The sequence below is a fragment of the Polaromonas sp. CF318 genome (assembly GCF_000282655.1).
Taxonomy (GTDB): Bacteria; Pseudomonadota; Gammaproteobacteria; order Burkholderiales; family Burkholderiaceae_C; genus Polaromonas.
In genome coordinates, this window is the sequence record NZ_AKIV01000087.1 from 1 (window position 1) to 18,778 (window position 18,778).

The 18,778-nt window shown below is 64.7% G+C and carries 7 protein-coding genes; 4 read left to right on the plus strand and 3 right to left on the minus strand.

The genetic code is table 11. From position 1 onward, the window contains the following. Positions 1–453, plus strand: a 453-nt coding sequence (locus PMI15_RS16715) for a hypothetical protein (RefSeq protein WP_007871658.1), incomplete at its 5' end; no start/stop codon positions are given. Positions 454–486: 33 nt separating this feature from the next. Here PMI15_RS16715 and PMI15_RS16720 read toward each other — a convergent pair. Then, positions 487–951, minus strand: coding sequence for a hypothetical protein (locus PMI15_RS16720; protein WP_007871659.1), 465 nt, complete (start codon positions 949–951; stop codon positions 487–489). A 418-nt stretch (positions 952–1,369) separates the two neighbouring features. Here PMI15_RS16720 and PMI15_RS16725 point away from each other — a divergent pair, with 418 nt between their 5' ends. Beyond that, complete coding sequence (locus PMI15_RS16725; RefSeq protein WP_007871660.1) at positions 1,370–3,700, plus strand: tetratricopeptide repeat protein; 2,331 nt, start codon at positions 1,370–1,372, stop codon at positions 3,698–3,700. 40 nt (positions 3,701–3,740) lie between these two features. Here the strand turns inward: PMI15_RS16725 and PMI15_RS16730 are convergent, their stop codons facing one another. Then, positions 3,741–5,669, minus strand: a complete 1,929-nt coding sequence (locus tag PMI15_RS16730) for an ATP-binding protein (RefSeq protein ID WP_007871661.1) — start codon at positions 5,667–5,669, stop codon at positions 3,741–3,743. Then, positions 5,635–6,324, minus strand: coding sequence for a response regulator transcription factor (locus PMI15_RS16735; protein WP_007871663.1), 690 nt, complete (start codon positions 6,322–6,324; stop codon positions 5,635–5,637). Before PMI15_RS16735 ends, PMI15_RS16730 begins: the two co-directional genes overlap by 35 nt. A 473-nt stretch (positions 6,325–6,797) precedes the next feature. Between PMI15_RS16735 and PMI15_RS16740 the strand changes: the two genes are divergently transcribed. Beyond that, positions 6,798–7,400 carry a response regulator transcription factor gene (locus PMI15_RS16740; protein WP_007871664.1) on the plus strand — a complete coding sequence of 201 codons (603 nt, stop codon included), beginning with the start codon at positions 6,798–6,800 and terminating at the stop codon, positions 7,398–7,400. Positions 7,401–7,759: 359 nt separating this feature from the next. Next, on the plus strand, positions 7,760–18,778 hold an 11,019-nt coding region (locus PMI15_RS16745), incomplete at its 3' end, for a YDG domain-containing protein (protein ID WP_007871666.1).

Sequence of the window (18,778 nt, forward strand, 5' to 3'; positions counted from 1 at the left end):
AAGACCCATTACGGCTCGCAGCAGCCTCTAAGCCAGGATGCCGAGCAAATGAAGCTGCAAGGGTCCAAGGCCGGCAAGGCCAACAACGCCGGCAATGCCACCAATGCGGATGGGACCCAAAAAATCCCCAAGGACACCCAGGAAATGATGCAGGGCATGGAGATCGCGCTCAAGAAGGTCGATCCCAAAACCGTGCCGCTGTCCTGCGGCACCGCCGTTGAAAACGTGCGCTCGCAGGTCACGACCATGCTGGAAACCGGCCAGCGCAATGTCCAGCAAGGCTACGTCAAGGCGGCCGACTTTGAAGGTGTGGCCGGCAAACTGCGCGAGGCCCGGTCGCAAACGACGATGGCCGACTGTGAATCCGCCACAGGCAATAAAAAACTGTTTTACCAGTGCATGTCCAACAACCGTAACCATGCCATCGGTTGCGGCTCGAAATACAAGTATTGATCCGTGCGCCCGCGCCGCAGGGCGCGCCTGGCGCTAGCCCGGCACCCGCTTCAAGGGCCCGAAGCAGGCCTCCAGCGAGGCAGCCTTGCAGACGATGAACTGGTCCTGTTTGGGGCTGAACTGGATGAAGCGCAGCACGCTTTCGTCCCCGTCCGCATGCAGGTCGCCCGAGCAGTCGCGCTTGCCGTTGCTGCTGGTCACGGTTTCGGTCAGCGGGTAAAAGCCCGTGGTCGTGGGCTTGGCCGGCACCTGGTAGTCGCCCTGGGTCACTTCCTCGCCGCTGGTACCCAGGCGCCTGCCGTCGGCGCGGTATTGCCAGGTTTCGGTACAGGTCTTGCCGGGCAGGGTCCAGCTCCAGGTGCCCACCAGGGGGTGGGGTGCCGCGGCGCCTGTAGCCTTGGCGGCGGATGCCGCGGGCGCCGGGCCGGCGGACTGGGCCTGCGCGAAAGCGCAGCACAGCAGGGCGGAAAGAATGCTTGATCTCAGGAAGTGGTTCATGGCGGCGTGTGGGTGCTAAGGGCTATCCCGCGATTATGAAGACACGGTGTAAAGCGCCGGCGGCCGTGCACCCAAACCCCTTGCCCGCTATGGACGCTATGGGCGCTTTTCCGGCAACCTCAGCGTCAGCGTGGTGCCCGCGGACGAGGCGTGCAGCAAAAGCTCCGCGCCTATGGCCGTGTCTGCAAACACAGACCAGGCTTTAACAGCCTGAATCCCACAAACAATGACCGCGTGCGGACAATTCGCGCGGCCTTCCCTCGCGAGCTCGCATACCGTTCAGCGTTGCCGGTCAAAGCCCGGCTCGCCACATGGCAAGCAGCCATTGGTACCGCACCAACACCTCCCGACCCAATGACCGCCATGGGCTTTGCCCAGTGGACAAAGCGGCGGGAGTTTTCCGGGGAACGGGGGAGTCATGAGGAAATACACGAGCAGCGGGGAACATGCCACACGCTCCCGGCGGGCAGCGGCCACAAGTGCGCTGTTTCAGGCCGCGTTCTCCGCGCATCAAGCCGGCCGGCTTGCCGACGCGCAAAAGGCTTATTCACAGGTTCTGTTGCGGGATGAACGTCACGCGGATGCGTCGCATCTACTCGGTGTCGTCTATCTGCAGGCAGGCAAGCTCCCGGAAGCCGAAAAGCAGATTCGCAAGGCGCTGGCAGTCAGGGAGGATGCGTTTGCGCTCGGCAACCTGGCTAACCTGCTGCAGGGCCGCCGGCAACTGGTTGAGGCTGAGGCTTCGTACCGGAGAGCCCTGGAGCTCAAGCCGGACTTTGCCGACGCTCATTACAACCTGGGGGTCTTGCTCAGCGGCACGGCCCGCATGGCCGAGGCCGAGGCTTCGTTGCGGCGTGCCCTGGAATTCAAGCCGGACTTCGCCAATGCCCACTACAACCTGGGGACCCTGCTCAGAAGCAGCGGCCGGCTGCCGGAAGCCGAGGCGGCATACCGGCAGGCCCTGAAATTCAATCCGGACTTCGCTGACGCCCACAACGATCTTGGTGTTCTGCTCAGAAGCTGCGAGCGCTTACCCGAGGCTGAAACGGCGTTCCGGCATGCCTTGGCAGTCAGGCCCGACTTTGCCGATGCCCATTACAACCTCGGCCTCCTGCTCCAAAATGGCAAGCGCTTGAGCGAGGCCGAGGCGGCCTATCGGCGCAGTCTGGAGTTCAAGCCCGATTTCGCCGATGCCCACTACCACCTGGGCCTTCTGCTCCAGGGCGTCGGGCGCCAGACCGAAGCTGAGCTGGCGTACCGGCGCGCCCGGGAACTCAAGCCTGACTTCGCAGAAGTCCACCACAACCTGGGTCTGCTGCTTCATAACGGCCAGCGTCTGGCTGAGGCCGAAGTGGCGTACCTGCGCGCCCTGGAACTCAAGCCCGACTTCGCGGAAGTCCACCACAACCTGGGGCTGCTGCTTCATAACAGCCAGCGTCTGGTCGAGGCCGAAGCGGCGTATCGGCGCGCCCTGGCGCTCAACCCCGGCCATGCCGAGGCCCACAACAATCTGGGTGCCTTGCTTGGAAAGTACAAGCGCCTGCCCGAGGCTGAGGCGGCGTATCGGCGCGCCTTGGCGCTCAACCCCGGCCATGTCGAGGCCCACAACAATCTGGGCGCTTTACTTGGAAAGTGCAAGCGCCTGCCCGAGGCTGAGGCGGCACTAAGGCGTGCCCTTGAACTCAATCCCCACCATGTCGGCGCTCATAACAACCTGGGTGTTTTGTTATACGGCACTCATCGCATGCCCGAGGCCGAGACGGCATACCGGCGCGCTATCGACCTTAGCCCCGGCCATGCCGAAGCTTGCTTCAATTTAAGTATTCTCCTTTTGTTCTCGCAGAGATATTCTGAAGCGTGGCCGCTGTATGAGTCGCGTTTGCAGCTTCAGGGGATCAACGATCCCGATCTTTCATTTCCACAATGGAAAGGAGAATCGCTGGCCGGCAAATCCCTGGTGATCTGGCCCGAGCAAGGCTTTGGCGACTACATCCAGTTTGTACGGTATGCCTCTTTGCTCAAGGCCAGGGGCGTCACTCGCCTGACATTGCTTTGCCCCCGGCCTTTGCAGGCCTTGCTCGAGACGGTCGAAAGCGTGGATGCTGTCGTGACCGATCCGGCACAGATCTGCGTTCATGACTACTGGTCATTCTCTTTGAGCCTTCCGCTGCACTGCGCAACCACGGAGAACAGCATCCCCGTGGCACCGGGGCCGTATGTGCATGCTTTGCCGGACCGTATTGCCCGGTGGCGTGATCGCCTGCCTGTGGCGCCCACGCGCAAGGTCGGGCTGGTATGGAAAGGCCAGCCCCAGCACAAAAATGACGCCAACCGGTCCTTGCCGGGTCTTGCGAGCCTGGCGCCGCTCTGGTCAGTACCGGGCGTGGCATTCATCAGCCTGCAAAAAGGGCAGGGCGAAGAGGAAGCCGCGCAGCCGCCGGCAGGGCAAGCTCTCGTCGCGCTGGGCGCGCAGATGACCGACTTCGCCGACAGCGCCGCGATTGTGAGCCAGCTGGATCTGGTCATCTGCGTGGACACCGCCATGGCACACCTTGCAGGCGCCATGAATAAACCCTGCTGGGTATTGCTGCCTGCCACAGGGACGGACTGGCGCTGGCAGCTGGATAGACTGGATTCCCCCTGGTACCCGAGCCTTCGCTTGTTCCGGCAATCGGATGCGCAAGACTGGAGCGCGACCATCGGTGAAGTGGCGACCGCACTCCATGCGTGGACGAACGCGCATTCCTGAATGGCATCGCCTGATGCCGCATGTGAAGACCTTGGACTTCTCAACCCTGCAAGCGCTTTTGCGGCAGCCTCAGCGTCAGCGTGGTGCCCGCGGCTGAGGAGTGCAGCAAAAGCTCCGCGCCTATGGCCTGCGCCCGGCGCTGCTGGTTGGCCAGGCCCCTGCCGCCGCCGGCCAGCGCCTCGTCGATGGAAAACCCACCGCCGTTGTCGGCGATGATCACGCTGACATAGCCGTCTTCGGCGCCCGTCATCACCCTGATCTGCGTGGCCCGGGTGTGCTTGAGGGTGTTGGTGAAGGCCTCCTGCAGGATGCGCAGGATGTGCAGCGCGTTGCGCGGGTTCAGCCAGTCCAGCGGCGGCACGTCGGAAACCTCCCAGCGCAGCGAGATGCCGGCGCCCGCCAGCCGCGGCCCCAGGCGAAAGCGCAGCGTGGCCAGCAAGAGCAGCAAATCGGCCTCCACCGGCTCCATCGAGTCTATGGTCAGTTTGAGGTCGTCTATGCAGCCCTTGAGGACCTCGGCCACCTCGGCCTCGCCGAGCCGGCCGGCTTCCACCACGCGCAGCGCGCTGACCAGCGAGGAGCCCAGGCCGTCATGCATGTCCTGCGTGAGGCGCTGGCGTTCCTGGCTCAGTACCTCGCGCTGCTCGACCTCGCGCAGCCTTTCGTAACTCGCCGCGAGCTCGGTTTCGCGGTTCTTGAGGCTTTCCTCCAGTCCGGTGTTGAGCTGCTCCACCGTGGCCAGGGCGCCTACATACTGGCGGAACATGATCACCATGAACACGCCGAACATCAGCATGGCCGCATAGGGCGTGAGGTAGTAGCTTTCGAGGTCCAGTACGTACTTGAGCCGTGCCCAGTCATAGACGCCGAACACATAGTTCAGGAAAAAGGCGGTCGACAGCATCCTGGCGTCCGTCGAGCGGCTGCGCCATGAATGCCACAGCCCGACCACCACGATGACCGTGGCCATGCTGATCAGCAGCAGGTGGGCATAAGGCCGCAGCGCCAGCAGGCTGGGGAAGACGGAGGCAAAGGGCAGCGTGACGACGGAAAACACCACGGCCATCCCCAGCATCACGCGGCTGAGCCGGGGCATGGCGCGGCCGTGCAGGAACTGCAGGAAATAGTGGGTGATCAGCGACTGCCACATCAGGGCGTTGAGGGTGAGCCAGATAAACCAGGCATCGCTGACGATCAATTTTTCAGGGCCGAGCTGGAAATGCCAGCGACGCGTGGCGCCCAGCACCGCGATCGCGAACAGGTAGAGGCTGGCGGGCTGGCGGCGCACCACCCAGACGGCCAGCGAAAACAGCCCCACCGCAAGAAAGGCGGCGCTGCACATAAAGGGCAACTGGTACGCCAGCCAGTCGCGCTTGGCGGCCATCTCGACCAGGCTGTCGGAGTCGCCGGCATAGAAGGATGAAATCCCGGCCTCGGGCGAGGGCAGGCTGTCCAGGCGTATCAGCAGGGTGCGCGGCGGCGGGCTGTCGGCGGTGAGGTTCAGCGGCAGCAGCAGCGCGGGGTGGTTGAAAAGGTTCCAGACCGGGCTGCCGGTGGAGCGGTAGCGCAGCCGGCCGTCGGCATACACCGCGATCTGGCCGGCCGCGAGCCAGCGTATCAGGTAGAAGTGCGTGGGGCCTTTGCCGCCCTGCAGCGCATCGAGCCGTATACGCAGCCAGGTGGTGACCACCGGCCGCTTGCCGGTATCCGAAGCCGCCGGTGTTTCAATCACGCGCGGCAATGCCACCTGGGTCCAGCTTCCGGGCAGGGCGCCGTCGTCGACGGTGGCGGCCAGCGGCTTGAAGCTTGCCGCTTCTTCACGCAGCATTTCGGCCTGGGTGTAGTGCACGACAGTCCCCGCGGCCCAGGCAGCGGGGCCGCAGGCCAGCAGCCAGGCGCACAGCAGCAGCCGGCGAAGCATGCTGTCGGGCACTTCAGGCCGCCAGAATGCCCTGGTGCCTGGCTTCATAAATCGCTTCGGCTCGCGAATTGACATTGAGCTTGCTGTAAATGCGCCGCACATAGGTCTGCACCGTGTGCTGCGAGACCTGCATCAGCCGGGCGATCTCGTCGGCGGTAAAGCCCTTGGTGATCAGCTCCAGCACTTCTTTTTCGCGGCTGGAGAGCGCCGCCTGCTCGCCGGCCGCCGGGGCCGGCGCGGCAGCCGGCGCCACCAAAGGCGCGGCACGAAAGCGCATCAGGATCTGCCGGGCGATCAGCGGGCTGATCGGGCTGCCGCCGCCATGCAGGCTGCGTATCTCGTGCAGCATGTTCTCGGGCTCGCTGTCCTTGAGCAGGTAGCCCGAGGCGCCGGCCTCGATGGACTGCAGCACATGGGCCTCATCGCCGAAGGCCGTGCACACCATCACGGCGCAGGTCGGCCACTGCGCATGCGCCGCGCGTATCACGTCTATGCCCGAGCCGTCGGGCAGCCCCAAGTCCACCAGCAGCACGTCGGCGGGCGCGCTTTGCAGCGACTGCAGGCCCTGGGCGCGCGTGCTGGCCAGGCTCATCAGGCGTATGTCGGGCGAGGCCGCGATGGCGGTCACGATGGCGTTCTGGAAAAGGACGTCATCCTCCACGAGCGCCACGTGGATGGGGGACGGGCTTGGGCTGGACTGCATGTCGGTTCCTGCGTTGGCGCATGCCTTTTGCATGCCTGGACGTCCTGCCCGCAGGACGGGAAGCGGACGGCCGGAAATATTGCCATTTTGCTTCAAGGCCGGGCCGCTGCGTGTCCCCATATCTAGGGACAGTCCGTGCCGCCGGCCGGCGCAAGGAAGCGGGCCTGTCGCCCAAAAGAAGGACAGCAGCGTGGCGACGGGCGGCGACGTTAACGCTTTTTGTTGCAGCCGGTCAGGTCGCGGCGGGGCGGTTTTCCGGCAGGTACCAGGTCACCACCGTCGGCGGGCTTTCGGGCGGCGCACCGCCTTGCAGCAGTGTCACCAGAACTGGGGACAGACAGTTCACCGGCCCTTTGCCACAGTAGGGCAACCATCAAGCCCGGCGCCGGGCCCTGTCCTTGTTGCCCTGGCTTGGAGAAGCTGGATTGAACTGCTGCCCCACCACTGTCCTTCTTGGCGGAGGCGACGCGCTGATGCGCGACGGCCTCAGGATGCTTTTGTCCGGCCAGGCCGGCTTTGAGGTCGTGGCCGAAACTGGTGACGCCGAAGCCGTAGCGCTGCTGGTGCGTCGGTTCCTGCCCCAGCTGGTGCTGCTGGACATGGACCTTGACGCCCAAGGCCTGGAAATCGTGTCCGCCATCAAGGCCGGTTTCGACGGGGCCGTCAAGGTATTGCTGCTGACCGGCGAGCTGCAGCCCGGCGCCCTCAGGCGGGCACTGCTGGCGGATGCCGACGGCTATGCCCACAAAAGCGAGGATGGCGACGCGCTGCTGCGCGCGGTGCAGGCGGTGCTGGCCGGCCGGCAGCACGTCAGCCGCGGCATCGCGGCGGTGTTTTTGCCAAGCTCCCTGCGCAGGGATGCGGCCGGCGAGGCGCTGGCGGCCACGCCGCGCGAGCGCGAGATCATGTCGCTGGTCGCGCACGGCCTGAGCAACCGCGAGATCGCGAAGCTGCTGGCCATCAGCGTGCTCACGGTGCGCACGCATCGGCAAAACCTCATGGAAAAATTCCGGCTGCACAACGCGGCCGAGATCACCGCCTGCGCCGTGCGGCGCGGTTATTACACGCCGTCCTGAGCGGTTCGGTTTTGGCGTCGGCCCATTTTCCGCGCGCGTGATGCCAAGGCCAAGGCGCGGCGCCTACTGCATTGGCAGTAGTGCGGCGCCAAAGCTGTTACAGAAAATCGCCCGCGTGCAAGCGAGCCCCGTGCTTTTTTCGCCGGGTGATGTGCCGCTTCGATGCAGTAAGTGCGTGGCCCGCAATGTGAATTTTCACCGCGCCCGGCGCTGCCGCGTCCCCAGAACTAGGGACATACAGGCCGCTGGCGGACTTTTACGATTTGCACGTTTTGTCACAGACGCGCGCGACGCATGTCTTCGCGCCGGCTTGTGCGAAGTACCCGCCTCGGTCCTCATTTTTTCGGAAAGCCACCACCATGAAAAGCCACGCCAGCATGAACCGCATTTACCGCCTTGTCTGGAATGCCGCCTTGAGCCTGTGGGTGGCCGTGGCGGAAAACGCCAAAGGACGAAGCAAGGGCGGCTCGGTGCAGGGCAGCGTGCAATGGGATTCCGTGCAGGCTGACGAGGGGGAGGGACAAGGGGGCGGCGGCACAGGCTTCAGGCTTAACACCGCCTGCCGCGCGGCGCTGGTGCTGCTCACTTCCCTGGCCGTGCTCACGCATGAAGCGCATGCAGCCGATGCGGCCAATGCCAGCGTGTCGGCGGGTACGGGCAATGTCTCCACCGTGGGCAATACCACGACGATCAACCAGGGCAGCCAGCGCCTGGCGATTGACTGGACTTCGCTGTCCACGACGGCCAACGAGGCGCTGCGATTTAACCAGCCCAATGCGGCGGCCATTGCGCTGAACCGCATCACCGGCAGCAGCCCGAGTGAACTGATGGGCAGCCTGACGGCCAACGGCCAGGTGTTTATCCTGAACCCGAATGGTGTACTGTTTGGCGCCGGCTCGCAGGTCAACGTGGGCGGCCTGGTGGCTTCGACCCTGAACATGAGCAATGCCGACTTTATGGCCGGCAACCATGTGTTCACCGGTTCGGGGGGGGCCGGCTCCGTCGTCAACCAGGGAACGCTGACGGCGGCCAACGGCGGTTATGTCGCCTTGCTGGCGCCCGAGGTGCGCAATGAGGGCGTGATCGGCGCCACGCTGGGCACGGCCTTGCTGGCGGCCGGCAACAAGGTCACGCTCAATATCGACAACGGCAACCTGCTGGGCTACAGCATCGACCAGGCGGCCATCAACGCGCTGGCGGACAACCGGCAGCTGATCAAGGCTGACGGCGGGCAGGTGATCCTGTCGGCCAGCGCCACCGATGCCTTGCTGCGCACGGTGGTCAACAACTCGGGCGTCATTGAAGCCAAGACGCTGAACAACCAGGGCGGCGTGATCCGCCTCGAAGGCGGCGACAGCGGTGTGGTGCATGTGAGCGGCACGCTGGACGCCAGCGGCAAGGGGGCGGGTGAGCAGGGCGGCAAGGTGCAAATCACCGGCGACAAGGTGGGCTTGTTTGATGTGGCCAAAGTCGATGTTTCGGGCGACGCCGGCGGCGGCACGGCACTCGTGGGCGGTGACTACCAGGGCAAGAACGCGATGGTCAAAAATGCCTCGGCCACCTATGTGAGTGCGGACGCAAACGTGAACGCCGACGCCATCACCTCGGGCGACGGCGGCAAGGTGATTGTCTGGTCGGACGGCACCACGCGCTACAACGGCAGCGTCTCGGCCAAGGGCGGCGCCGCCAGTGGTAACGGCGGCATGGTCGAGGTATCGGGCAAGCGCCTGCTGGCCTTCAAGGGCGAGGTCGATACCTCGGCGGCCAATGGCCACAAGGGCACACTGCTGCTGGACCCGACCAATATCTGGATCGCCGTGGACAACGCCAGCGCAGAGGCCGCCGCCGGCTATGCCGTGGGCGACAGCAGCGCCGACGGCGGCGCGGGCAACCCCTTTGCCGCCAGCGGCGCGGTGGATGACTCGCTGCTGACCACCGCGTCCCTCACGGCCGCTCTGGCCAACAACGATGTGGCCATCATGACCAACAACGTGGATGGCGCGGGTGCGGGCAACATCACCGTCGTGGATGCCGTGGCCTATACCGGCCCGCGTACCAGCACGCTGGCCTTGTTCGCGGACAACAACATCAACATCAACCAGGCGATCAGCAGCAGCAATGGCTCGCTGAATGTGTATGCCACCGCTACCGCGGGCGATGTCAGCCTTGCCAACGGCGCGGCCATCAACACCAACGCCGGCAATGTGAAACTGAGGGGCCGGGACATCACCGTCGGCAACGGTTCAGCCATCGTTGCCGGCTACGTGGAGCTCAGCGGCAGCCAGGACATCATCTTCAACGGCACGGGCGCCATCACCGCCGCGGCTGAGGTCTTCCTGGGCGGGCGCAATATCCAGCAGGGCGGCACCGGCATAGCCGTTACCGCCGACAAGCTCTCCATACGATCCAGCGGCTATATCGGCAACAGCGGCGCTTCGGTGGCCGGTGACGACAAGCTCAATACCCAGGTGAACACGCTCTCCGCGGTGGCGCCGGGTGCGATTTCGGTGAGCAATACCGGTGCGCTGACGGTGGGTACGGCCAGCAACTTCCAGGGCACGTCCTTCATCGATGGTGGCGGCCCGATTGCCGGCGTGACCAGCACGGGTGGCGCGATCTCGCTGGCCACTGTCGATACCGGCGGTGCAGCGGACAACCTGACACTCAACAGCGCGGTCAGCACCACCGGCGGCAGCGCCAACACCATCACGCTGGCGGCTGACGACCACTATGCGCAAAACGCGCTGACGGTGTCCACCGTGGGCGCGAATGTGGCCATCAGTGCGGGCCGGACCCTGACGGCCACCGGCAGCGGCGGCACCGCCATCAAGACTTCGGGTGCGGCCAGCAGCATGGACACCAATGGCTCGGACGCCGGCAACATCCAGCTCACGACCAGCGGCGCCAATGGCGGCTCGATCACGGTAACGGGCGATCTCACCGCGCAGGGCAGCAGCGCCAATGCGAACAACACCACGGGCAATGCCGGCAATGCAGGCGGACGCGGCGGCAATGTGACCGTGACCACAGCCACCGCGGGCGCCGGCATCGCCATCAGCGGCAATGTGCTGGCCAACGGCGGCAACGGCAGCGGTGGCGGCAGCAACCCTGTCTGGAATTTCGGCACGGGCGGCAACGGGGGCAACATCACGCTGAGGAATACCGGCAACACCGGCGCCGGCACCATCAGCGTGGGCAATCTCTCCGCCCAGGGCGGCCAGGCGGGTTACGTCGGCAACGGCGGCAGCGGCGGCACTGTCCTGGTGACGACGGCCGGTACGGGCGCGGCTTCCATCACCACGGGGACCATAGGCACCTGGGGCGGCAAGTACGTCGCCAACTCCCAGCCCGGCAGCAATGGCGGCAATGCCGGTAACGTCACCTTGGGCACGGTGGGCGCGGGCGCCACCATCCAGTTCGGTAACCTCGATGCCCACGGCGGCGCGGGCTCGCTCAACCGGGTCAACACCAACTACGGTAGCGCGACCATTGTGTCGGGCACCGGCGGCACCGTCAGCATCACCACCACGGGCGCCAATTCCGACATCACCGGCAGCGGCGGCGTTTCCAGCTATGTCGAAAATGCCGGTTGCAGCAACGGCGCCATTTGCTCCATAGGTACCGCGGGCAACATCACCCTGAATGCCAGCAACGGCAGCGTCAGCCTGGCCGGTAACGCCAATGCCAAGGGTGGCAATGCCCTGGGTGGCGCCGCCGTGGCCAACAACGGCGGCGCGGGCGGCAGCGTGACCGTGATTGCCGGCGGCGCCAACCACAATGTCTCGATTGGCGGCATTGACGCGACGGGCGGCAACGGCCTGGCCGGCGGCGCCGCAGGCACCAGCAAGGCGGTGAACGTGACCGCCGCGGACGGTTATGTGCAGCAGGTGCCCGGCAACTGGTTCAACGGCGCTTCGGTGGCCGTGTCGGCCAACCGCGGCATAGGCGCCGGCACGGGGGCGGGCGACCTGAGCCAGCGCCTGGGCATCATCCCGGTGACGGGAACGGCGCGCAATGCGATCAGCGGCGTCTTCACGGCCACACGCCAGGGCAACACGCGTGTCATCTATGGCGGCGGCAATGTGGCTTTGGCCGGCACCCAGGTGCAGAACCTGTTCACGACGGGCGACATCGACATCGCCACCAGCAACGGCGCGCTCACTGTGAACGGCCTGGGCCGCAACGGCACCGGCAATATCACCCTGAGCGCGGGCGGCGGAAACGACCTGACGATCAACGCCGGCGGCACGCTGTCGGCCGTCGACGGCAATATCCGGCTTGAAGCCGGGCACGACGTCATCTTTTCGGGCAACGCAAGTGCCCAGACCACTACGGGCGACATTTACGTTTCAGCCGGCGCGAACGTCCAGCAGGCTGGTGCCTCGACGGCGTTGACTGCCAACAACCTGGCGCTGCGGGCCGGCGGCTACATCGGCGACGGCGTGGGCGGCGACAACATACTCAACACCAGCGTCAATGCGCTCTCGGCCACCGCCGGCGCCGGCATGGGCATCAGCAATGACAAGGCGCTGGCGATTGACCAGGTGACTTTTGGCGGCGCAGCCGTCCCGGGCGGCGCCATCAATGGCGTGTCGACCACGGGCACGGGTAACGTCGCCGTGGCAACTACCGCCGGCGCGCTGACCGTGACCGCGCCTGTTTCCGTGGCCGACGGCACTTTGGCCCTGAGTGGCGCGACGGATCTCACGCTCAACAGCACCGTTAGCAACCCCACACGCGCGGTACAGCTCACCGCCGGCAGCGGAAGCATCGGCGGTTCGGGGACTGTGACGGCTGGCGCGCTCACGGCCACTGCTGCCACCGGCATCCTCCTGCAAGCCGACGCAACATCGCTGACCGCCACCAGCCCCTCCGGGGATATTGCTGCCGTCCTGGCTAACGGGGCAAGCATCGAGAACGTCTCTACCACGGGTCACGTGATCTTGAACGCCACAGCCGGCAACCTTGACGTGAAAACCGTTTCGGGCTACGACGTGACGCTCTCGGCGGACGCCGGCGCCATCACGGACGCCAATGGCACCGACAACAACATCACGGCGAGCTTGCTGTGGGCTTTCTCGCGCGACGGCATCGCGCTGGGCACCGATGTCAGCGTTCTGCAGACGCTTTCCACCACCGGCACTACGGGTGACATCAGCATCAGCACCGCCAACGCGATAAACACCGCCATCTACGACATCGTCACCGACACAGGATCGGCGCAAAACGTCAGCCTCACGTCCAGCCATGCCGCAGGCATCACGGTCGGCAATGCCTTTAACGCTACCAACGACAACATCAGCCTGACCGCCACGGCGGGCGACGTCAAGCTCAATGGCGCTATCGGTGCAGCAGGCCTGGCGCTTAGCGCATCGGGCAATGTCGTTGCGCCGGAGGCCATCAACGTCAGCGGTGTGTTCGAACTCAAGGGCGGCATTTTCAGCCAGGTCGGCGGGACGCTCCCCGCGTTCTCCGCCGGCGACTTCCGCATCAGCGGTGGCACTTTTGTGCGCGCGCTGGGCGGCGACGGTCTGAGCACCGGCACGGCCTACCAGATCGCCGATATCTACGGCCTGCAGGGCGCGGGTTCCGCAGGCATGCTGAACAAAAACTTCAAATTGGCCAACAACATCGATGCCAGCGGCACGGTCAACTGGAATGCGAGTGCGGGCTTCAACCCGATAGCCGGCGGCACGCAATTTACCGGCAACCTGGACGGCGGCGGCCATGTGATCGACCAGCTGGTCATCAACAGGCCCGGCGACACCAACGTCGGCTTGATCGGTTTCCTGAATGGCGGAACGGTCTCCAACCTGGGACTGACTGGAGGTAGTGTCACCGGCAGCGACACCGTGGGCGCGCTGGTGGGCCGCTCTGTTGGGTCGGTCACCAACAGCCATAGCTCGGCGGCCGTGAGTGCGACCACCAGCACCGCAGGCGGGCTGGTTGGTGCGAACGTTGGCACTATCAGCAGCAGCTATGCAAGCGGTGCTGTGAGCGGTGGGCAGTGGCTGGGAGGCCTGGCAGGGTCCAATGCAGGAAGCGTGAGCGGTAGCTATGCCACTGGTGCCGTAGTCGGCCCCCGTGCCGGTGGACTGGCGGGCATCAACAGTGGCACCATCACCGACAGCTATGCCAGCGGTGCTGTGGGCTCCAGCAGCGGTTATACGGTGGGCGGCCTTGCGGGCATCAACAGTGGCACCATCACCAACAGCTATGCCACCGGGGCGGTGACCGGAGGCTGGGAAACCGGTGGCCTGGTGGGCTGGGACAACAGCGGCACGGTGACCGGCAGTTTCTGGGACACCCAGACCACTGGCCAGGCCATGAGTGGAGGGGGCGGCACGGGCATCCTCACAGCGGACATGATGAAGGCCCATACCTTTATCGACGCCGGCTGGAGCGCCAGCAACGCGGGTGGTGACGGTACCACCTGGCGCATCTACGAAGGCAATACCGGCCCGTTGCTGCGCGGCTTCCTGACCGGGTTGACGCTGGCAGACACCAGTGTGACCTACAACGGCAACACACAGGCCGGCGCCACCACCGCCACCGCGGGCGTGTCGGGCAGCAATGTGACCGCGCGCAATGCGGGCAGCTACCTCACGGGTTATTACTCGAACCAGCAGGGTTATGACATCATCGGCGGCGGGCTGGAGATCGCCAAGGCCGACCTGACGCTGACGACAAGCAATGTCACCAAAACCTATGACGGCACCACCTCGGCCACAGGGACTGCCGTGGTCACGGCCGGCACGGCGCTGCTGGGTGGCGACACCGCCAGCGGCGGCAGCTTTGCCTTCACCGACAAGAACGCCGGCAGCGGCAACAAGACGGTGACGGCGACCGGCGTGACGGTGAACGACGGCAATGGCGGCAACAACTACAACGTCAGTTACGCCAACAACACCACCAGCACCATCGACAAGGCCGGCCTGACGGTGACAGCCAATGCAGTGACCAAGACTTACGACGGCACGACCGGCGCCACGGGCGCGGGTACCGTTGCGACGCTCGCAGGCGCCGGCGATGTGGTCAATGCCGCAGGTGGCCAGGACTTTCTCGACAAGAACGCCGGTGCCGGTAACAAGACCGTACGCGCCAGCGGTGTGACCATCAAGGACAGTGGCAATGTCGACATGACGGGCAACTACGACATTACCTATGTTGACAACACCACGAGCACGATCAATAAGGCTGACCTGACGGTAACGGCCACGGGCGTGACCAAGACCTACGACGGCACCACCAGCGCCACGGGCACAGGAACCATCGGCGCTTTGGCAGGCGCCGGCGCGGGTGAGCTGGTCAATGCGGCCGCCACGCAGGCCTTTGCCGACAAGAACGCCGGCACCGGCAACAAGACAGTCCAGGCCAGCGGCCTGACCATCAAGGACAGCGGCAACGCCGACGTGACGGGCAACTACAACATCACCTATGTTGACAACACCACCAGCACCATCAACAAGGCCGACCTGACGGTAACGGCCAATGCCGTGACCAAGATCTATGACGGCACCACCAGTGCCACGGGAACCGGCACGGTTGCCACGCTGGCCGGGGCTGGCGCGGGTGAAGTGGTGGATGCCGCCGGCAGCCAGGCCTTCCTGGACAAGAACTTCGGTATCGGCAACAAGACGGTGCGCGCCAGTGGCGTGACCATCAAGGACGCCGGCAATGCCGACGTGACAGGCAACTACAACATTGCCTATGTGGACAACACGGCCAGCACCATCAACAAGGCCGACCTGACGCTGTCCACCAGCGATGTCACCAAGACCTACGACGGCGGTTTCTCGGCCAACGGCACAGTGGTCGTGACGAGCGGCACGATATTCGCGGGTGACAGCGCCACAGGCGGAAGCTTTGCCTTTACCAACAGGAATGTGGGTAATGGCATCAGGACGGTGACGACCAGCGGCGTGACGGTGGGTGACGGCGTGAACAACAGCAACTACAACGTCAGTTACGCTGAAAACATGAGCAGCACCATCAACCAGGCCAATCTGGTGCTGACCACCAACAACGTCACCAAGACCTATGACGGCACCACCTCGGCCGCCGGTACAGCAGTGGCCACGGGGGGCACGGCGCTGCTGGGCGGTGACCTCGTTTCAGGTGGCACCTTCGCCTTTACCGACAAAAACGTCGGCAGCGGCAACAAGACGGTGACCACCGCCGGCGTGACGGTCAACGACGGCAATGGCGGCAACAACTACAACATCAGTTACGCCGACAACACCACGAGCACGATCAACAAGGCCAACCTGACGGTGACGGCGACCGGCGTGACCAAGACCTATGACGGCACGACCAGCGCCACGGGCACGGGCTCTGTCGGCACGCTGGCAGGCGCTGGCGCGGGCGAGGTGGTCAATGCCGCCGCAACCCAGGTCTTTACCGACAAGAATGCCGGCAGCGGCAACAAGACGGTGCAGGCCAGCGGCCTGACCATCAAAGATAGCGGTAACGCGGACGTGACCGGTAACTACAACATCAGCTACGTTGACAACACGACCAGCACCATCAACAAGGCCGACCTGACGGTGACGGCCAATGCGGTGACCAAAACCTACGACGGCACCTTGAGCGCCACGGGAACGGGCACGGTGGGTGCGCTGGCCGGTGCGGGCGCAGGCGAGCTGGTCAATGCCGGCGGAAGCCAGGCCTTCCTGGACAAGAACGCAGGGACGGGCAACAAGACGGTGCGCGCCAGCGGCGTGACCATCAAGGACAGCGGCAATGCCGATGTGACCGGCAACTACAACATTGCCTATGTGGATGACACCGCGAGCACCATCAACAAGGCCAATCTGACCTTGTCGACCTCCGATGTCACCAAGACCTATGACGGAACGACCAATGCGGTGGGCACGGTGGTGGTGACGGTGGGCACGGTCTTCTTGGGTGATAGCACCAGCGGTGGCACCTTCGCCTTTACCGACAAGAATGCCGGTACCGGCAACAAGACGGTGACGACGGCCGGCGTCACGGTGGGCGACGGCGTGAACAATGCCAACTACAACGTCAGCTATGCGGACAACACGACCAGCACCATCAACAGGGCCAACCTGACGGTGACGGCCACGGGTGTCACCAAGACCTATGACGGCACCTTGAGCGCCACAGGCACCGGCTCGGTCGGCACACTGGCCGGCGCAGGGGCAGGCGAGTCGGTCAACACCGCCGCGACGCAGGTCTTTACCGACAAGAACTTCGGCATAGGCAACAAGACGGTGCAAGCCAGCGGCCTGACCATCAAGGACAGCGGCGATGTGGATGTCACAGGCAACTACAACATTGCCTATGTGGACAACACCACCAGCACCATCAACAAGGCCAACCTGACGGTCACGGCGACTGGCGTGACCAAGACCTACGACGGCACGCTGAACGCCACCGGAACGGGCACCGTCGCGGCGCTCGCGGGTGCGGGTGCCGGCGAGGTGGTCAATGCCGCCGGCAGCCAGGCCTTCCTGGACAAGAACGCGGGCACGGGCAACAAGACGGTGCGCGCCAGCGGCGTGACCATCAAAGACAGCGGCAATGCCGATGTGACCGGCAACTACAACATCGCCTATGTGGATGACACGACCAGCACCATCAACCAGGCCAACCTGACCTTGTCGACCAGCAATGTCACCAAGACCTACGACGGAACGACCAGTGCGGTGGGCACGGCGACAGTGACGGCGGGCACGATATTCAGCGGTGACAGCGCCACGGGCGGCACCTTCGCCTTTACCGACAAAAATGCCGGTACGGGCAACAAGACGGTGACGACCAGCGGCGTGACGGTGGGCGATGGCGTGAACAATGCCAACTACAACGTCACGTACGCCGACAACACGACCAGCACCATCAACCAGGCCAACCTGACGCTGACTACCAGCAACGTCACCAAGACCTACGACGGCACGACGGGTGCTGCCGGCACGGCGGCCGTGGCCAGCGGTACCGTGTTCAGCGGCGACAGCATTTCGGGTGGCAGCTTCGCCTTTACCGACAAGAACGCCGGTACCGGCAACAAGACGGTGACGACCAGCGGCGTGACGGTGGGTGACGGCGTGAACAACGCCAACTACAACGTCAGCTACGTCGACAACACCACCAGCACCATCAACAAGGCCAACCTCACGGTGACGGCCAATGCGGTGACCAAGACTTACGACGGAACGCTCAATGCCACGGGTACGGGCTCCGTCGGTGCGCTGGCAGGCGCAGGTGCGGGCGAGGTGGTCAATACCGCCGCGACGCAAGCCTTTACCGACAAAAACTTTGGTGTCGGCAACAAGACGGTGCAAGCCAGCGGCCTGACCATCAAGGACAGCGGCAACGCCGACGTGACGGGCAACTACAACATCGCCTATGTGGATGACACGACCAGCACCATCAACAAGGCCAATGTGACCTTGTCGACTTCCGACGTGACCAAGACCTACGACGGTGGCCTCTCGGCCAGCGGCGCGGTGGTGGTGACGGCGGGTACGGTGTTCGCCGGCGACAGCGCCAGCGGCGGGACCTTTGCTTTTACCGACAAGAACGCTGGCACGGGCAACAAGACGGTGACTACCAGCGGCGTGACGGTGGGCGATGGCGTGAACAACGGCAACTACAACGTCAGCTACGCCGACAACACCACCAGCACCATCAACCAGGCCAACCTGACGGTTTCGACGGGCAACGTCACCAAGACCTATGACGGCAATACGACGGCGGCGGGCAGCGCCACCGTGACGGCCGGCACGCTGTTTGGCGGCGACAGCCTGACGGGTGGCAGCTTTGCCTTTACCGACAAGAATGCCGGCAACGGCAACAAGACGGTGACCACGGCGGGCGTGACGGTGGGCGACGGCGTCAACAACGGCAACTACAACGTCAGCTACGTCGACAACACCACCAGCACCATCAACCCCTTTGCGGTGAGCGTGTCGGGCACGCGCAGCTACGACGGTACGGCCAATGTGGCGGCCGGCGTGCTCAACATCGGCCCGCTGGTGGGCAGCGAAACCCTGGGGCTGGCCGGTACGGCCACCATGGCCGACAAGAATGTGGGCGCCAACAAGACACTGACTGTCGCCGGCCTGAGCCTGGTGGACGGCAGCGGCCTTGCCAGCAACTACACCTTCACCGGCGGCACGCAGCAGGCCAGCATCACCCAGGCCAGCCTGACGGTGGGCAGCAGCAACGTCACCAAGACCTATGACGGCAACCTGTCGGCGGCGGGTACGGCCACCGTCACGGCGGGCACGCTGTTCAGCGGCGACAGCCTCACGGGCGGCACATTCGCCTTTACCGACAAGAATGCCGGCACCGGTAACAAGACGGTGACCACCAGCGGCGTGACGGTGGGCGACGGCGTCAACAACGGCAACTAC